5 protein-coding genes and 1 pseudogene are annotated in these 3,950 nt (G+C 67.0%); 4 read left to right on the top strand and 2 right to left on the bottom strand.

Annotated features, from left to right (window positions below; all coding sequences use genetic code 11):
- The first annotated feature begins 168 nt into the window (after positions 1-168).
- The 3 genes from KME75_RS47505 to KME75_RS40445 all read left to right on the top strand — a co-directional run bounded on the left by KME75_RS47505 (position 169) and on the right by KME75_RS40445 (position 2,170).
- Positions 169-1,380, top strand: a complete 1,212-nt coding sequence (locus KME75_RS47505; protein ID WP_219420287.1) for a reverse transcriptase domain-containing protein — start codon at positions 169-171, stop codon at positions 1,378-1,380.
- Entirely contained in the window at positions 1,289-1,600 is a 312-nt protein-coding gene (locus tag KME75_RS47290) for an EamA family transporter (protein WP_219420288.1), read from the top strand. The genes KME75_RS47505 and KME75_RS47290 overlap by 92 nt, the downstream gene beginning before the upstream one ends.
- Positions 1,601-1,723: 123 nt before the next feature.
- Complete coding sequence (locus KME75_RS40445; RefSeq protein WP_219420289.1) at positions 1,724-2,170, top strand: hypothetical protein; 447 nt, start codon at positions 1,724-1,726, stop codon at positions 2,168-2,170.
- Here the strand turns inward: KME75_RS40445 and KME75_RS44490 are convergent.
- Together KME75_RS44490 and KME75_RS40450 are read right to left on the bottom strand one after the other, a co-directional pair.
- Positions 2,110-2,244: pseudogene (locus KME75_RS44490) on the bottom strand (IS3 family transposase); the annotation flags it as partial. The gene KME75_RS40445 and the pseudogene KME75_RS44490 sit on opposite strands and share 61 nt — an antisense overlap.
- Before the next feature lie 49 nt (positions 2,245-2,293).
- Entirely contained in the window at positions 2,294-2,851 is a 558-nt protein-coding gene (locus tag KME75_RS40450; protein WP_219420290.1) for a DoxX family protein, read from the bottom strand.
- Between the two features lie 538 nt (positions 2,852-3,389).
- Between KME75_RS40450 and KME75_RS40455 the strand changes: the two genes are divergently transcribed.
- The gene (locus KME75_RS40455; protein ID WP_219420291.1) at positions 3,390-3,626 is read left to right on the top strand and encodes a recombinase family protein; all 237 of its coding nucleotides are present in this window, start codon (positions 3,390-3,392) and stop codon (positions 3,624-3,626) included.
- Positions 3,627-3,950 lie beyond the last annotated feature (324 nt).

Below are 3,950 nucleotides of genomic sequence, written 5' to 3' on the forward strand. Positions count from 1 at the left end.
CTCCACCTACCGGAGCTCCGTTGCCCACCCGCCGTGACACGCCGACGATCATCAATCCGTCCGCGAATGATCAACCCTGCGCGGCGAACGCCTCCTCACCCGCCATGTCGATCTTGAAACGACCGTGGCCAGCAGACCGAGCCGAGGCAGGCCCGCCCGGTCAAGCGGGTGTTCATCCCCAAGAGCAACGGCAAACAGCGGCCACTCGGAATTCCGGTGATCGTCGATCGCGCACTGCAAGCGCGCGTGAAGAACGCACTGGAACCGGAGTGGGAGGCGCGGTTCGAACCAAAGTCCTATGGGTTCCGGCCGGGCCGCGGTTGCCATGACGCGATCGAGGCGATCTACCAGGTGGTCAAGGGCCGTGACCCGAAACGCCTGTGGGTGCTCGACGCGGACCTGGCGGCGGCGTTCGACCGTATCGATCACGATCACCTTCTGAACGAGCTCGGAACGTTCCCCGCGCGAGGGCTGGTCCGGGACTGGTTGACAGCGGGTGTGATCGGCAAGGGTCAGTTCGCTCCTACGGAGGAGGGCACGCCGCAAGGTGGCGTGATCAGTCCTTTGTTACTGAATGTTGCGTTGCACGGGATGGAGCAGGCCGCAGGTGTCAGGTATTTCCGTCGCAGTCGAGGCGGTATCGAAACAGCACCTGACAGGCCCGTGCTGGTCCGCTATGCAGACGATCTTGTGGCCCTGTGTCACAGTCGTGAGCATGCGGAACAGGTCAAGGCGAGATTAGCTGCTTGGCTGGTTCCGAGAGGGCTGGTCTTCAACGAGGACAAGACGCGCATTGTTCACGTCGGGGAGACGGGCTTCGATTTTCTCGGGTTCAACGTCCGGCGCTATCACAACAAACTTGTCTTGATCAAACCCAGCCCGGGAGGCCGTGAGACGCATCCGGAGAAGGCTGCGCACCGAGCTGCGTGCCCTACGAGGGTCCAACGCCGGCGGAGTGCTCAAGAAGCTCACCCCGATCATCCGCGGGTGGGCCGCCTACTACCGGACCGAGGTGTCGAGCGAGGTGTTCTCCGCGCTCGACGACTACATGTGGAAGCTGACCTACCGGTGGGCGCGTCACCGCCACGTGCCAACCCGACGCAGCATCAGATCTCGACGCGGCTGTGGGCGTTCTACCGGTGGTGCGCCGACACCACCATCCCCGAACTGCATCGCCTCGCCGCTACCATCCAGGCCTGGTGGCCCCCGATCGAGGCGTTCATCCTCACCGGAATCACCAACGCCGCCAGCGAGGGCATCAACCGGCTGATCAAGCTCGAAGCCCGCAATGCCTTCGGGTTCCGCAACCCCATCAACCAACGCCTACGATCACGCTGCGCGAGCATCCGAGCGGCCCTCCGACCAGCCAAGCCCGGTTAACTTCGAAGACCCGCTAATCATCAACTTCACGCTCATCGCCAACGAGGGCCCGACCGCCGCGAGCATCGTGACCTACCTCGTACCAGCCGTCGCCCTGCTGCTAGGCATCCTCGTTCTCAACGAGCCCGCGCGCCTAACACTGCCCCTCGGCGCCCTGCTGATCCTCGCCGGCGTCGCCTTCACGCGTGCCCGTCGGAGCCCTGCTCGACCATCGCCGTAGCCGCTCCGTTGCCGCGTTGACCTCTTTCATCATCAAGGGCGCGCTCCGCGCGCCGCCGGTCCGGACCCCGCCTTGCCGCTCCGCTCACGGCGGGACCGGGCCGGCTCGTGCGATGCTGCCCTGATGGTGGAGATACGCGGAGAGGGCATGGTGACGGTCGGTACAGCCTCGATCAGCATGCGGTCGTACTTGTCGACTCACCACCTTTGGATGGCGCAGCACTGCTCGCGGTACGCGCGCGAGTACGAGGACAAGTACCGCGCCGAGCGTGGCGCTTTCCACATTCACTTGCGCGGCTACGTCATGGCTGCCGTGACCGAGTCCGTCGCATTCGTCGAAGCGCTGATCAATGAACTCTTCACTGATGTTTTTGATGACCTTGCGGACGAGCGAATCAGCGTATTTGCCGCGAGCGCTCGCGACCAAATGCGAGAGTACTGGCAAGTTGTCAACTCCGGAAAGACGGTAGGCATTCTCGCAAAATACGACAAGGCTTGCTTTCTGAATAATGGCTTGATGTCGAGCAGCTCGCCCACGTGCGTGCGAGCAGCCAGCTTGGACTCCCCGTGATCGCGCAGCCGGTCGGCGTACAGCCGGACCGCGCGGGCAGGGGTCTCCTCATCGAACTTCCGAGGTGCAGGCATGGCTCCAGTCTCCTTGCTGGATCAGAGCCTCTCCTCACCCCAGGGCGGTTCAGATTGCCGCGTTGCGCCCGCAGCTCCGCTCGGCCCTTGTCAGGACGGGCGGGCCTGCCCCCAGGGAACCCCGCATCGTCCTCGGCTCGGGCACGATGCGCGCCCCCGTCGAGGTGGATGCGATGACCAGGGCCGCGGCGACCAGCACGATGTCCTTGATGATGTACTGCGCCGCGAGCGTGGGCGCACCTCCGGGGCCGGCGAACAGCTGCGCAGGGAACAGCAGCAGGGGCGACATCGCACCCAGCATCTGGGCCAGCATGAGCCACACCGCGACGCGGAGGAACCGGCCGGTCAGGAAGCACAGGCCGATCCCACACTCGAGCGCGGCCACCAGTCCGAGCCCCGCGCCCGGCGGGACCAGCCCGAAGGTCAGGGCGGTGGTCGTCTGGACCACCAGATCCTGCGCCGGGCTGAGCCCGGGGAAGAACTTGAGCGCGCCAAAGCCCAGGAACACCAGGCCCAGACTGATGCGCAGCAGCGGGATGCTGCGCCGGACCAGCCACTGGTTAACGCGCGTATCCAGCCGGTCGAACCTCGCGAATGGACTGGCCATGGCCTCCCTCGGATCTCGGCCCCCGGCAGCGACGGTGCTGGGCCGGTCAAGATGAATGCGGTGCACGCAAAGGTTCGGCGCGGCGACGCGTACCGGTTCGATGGCGTGCGCCCGGCCCCGGTGATGGACACGGCCGTGGCCGAAGCGGCCATCGCGGCGCTGCCGGCCCGGTCACCCGGGACCAGCTGGCGGACGTCCTCACTGGCCAATTGGGCGACTGCTCGCCGCCTTCGACCAGCTCGAGCACCGCCTGGCCGGCGGCGGCACCCGCCTCGACGCCGACGAGACCTCCTACCTGCCCGCGGCGTTTCGCCCCGCCGGTGCGGTGGGCCGAGCAGTTCGGTTGCGGCGGTGACGGCGGCGAGGCCGGGTCGGCTTGGCGCGAGGGGCGGCTGGGCGTTCGCGTCGGGCAGGGTGTCGGGAAAGGGCCGTCTGTCGACGATCACCCGTGCAGGGACGAAGCCGCAAGTGAGGCTTGTCGGCGAGTCGCGTCGGCAAACAACGTCGCCAAACCCCGGGCGGCGCTATCTTCCGTCGCGTGCTGATCGGCTACGCGCGAGTGTCGACCGCCGAGCAGAACCCCGCGCACCAGATCGACGCGCTCACCCGCGCCGGCGTCGCCCCCGACGACGTGCACGTCGACCACGCCTCCGGGGCGAAGGCGTCGCGGCCGCAGCTGGACCTGGTGCTGCGGCTGCTGCGCACCGAGGACACGCTGGTGATCACACGGCTGGACCGGTTCGCGCCGACGATCACAGCCGGTGGTGGCCGGTGAAGGTGCGTCGGGGTGTGCTCGCCGCGCGTCGTGCACGGTGCTCGAGCTGCGGGCGGCGCGGGTCGAACCCGGCCACGGTCGCGGACCTGGCGGTCGCCGATGCGGTCGCCGGGTCGTCGTCCCGACCGGCGTCGACGCGGTCAAGCTCAGGCCTCAGGCCGATCGCATCGTTGCTGATCACCCGCGAGAGCATGGCGCAGTGAGGTGATCTCAGCAAGAAGTGCGTAGCTGGAGTTGTTCGATGTGGGTGAGGACGAGCGCTGCTTTGACGTAGGCGCCGATTCTGCGGGGGCTGGCGGTGATGCGGCGCAGTGCTCGCCAGCG

This window comes from Pseudonocardia nigra, assembly GCF_019396355.1.
Classification (GTDB): Bacteria; Actinomycetota; Actinomycetes; order Mycobacteriales; family Pseudonocardiaceae; genus Pseudonocardia; species Pseudonocardia nigra.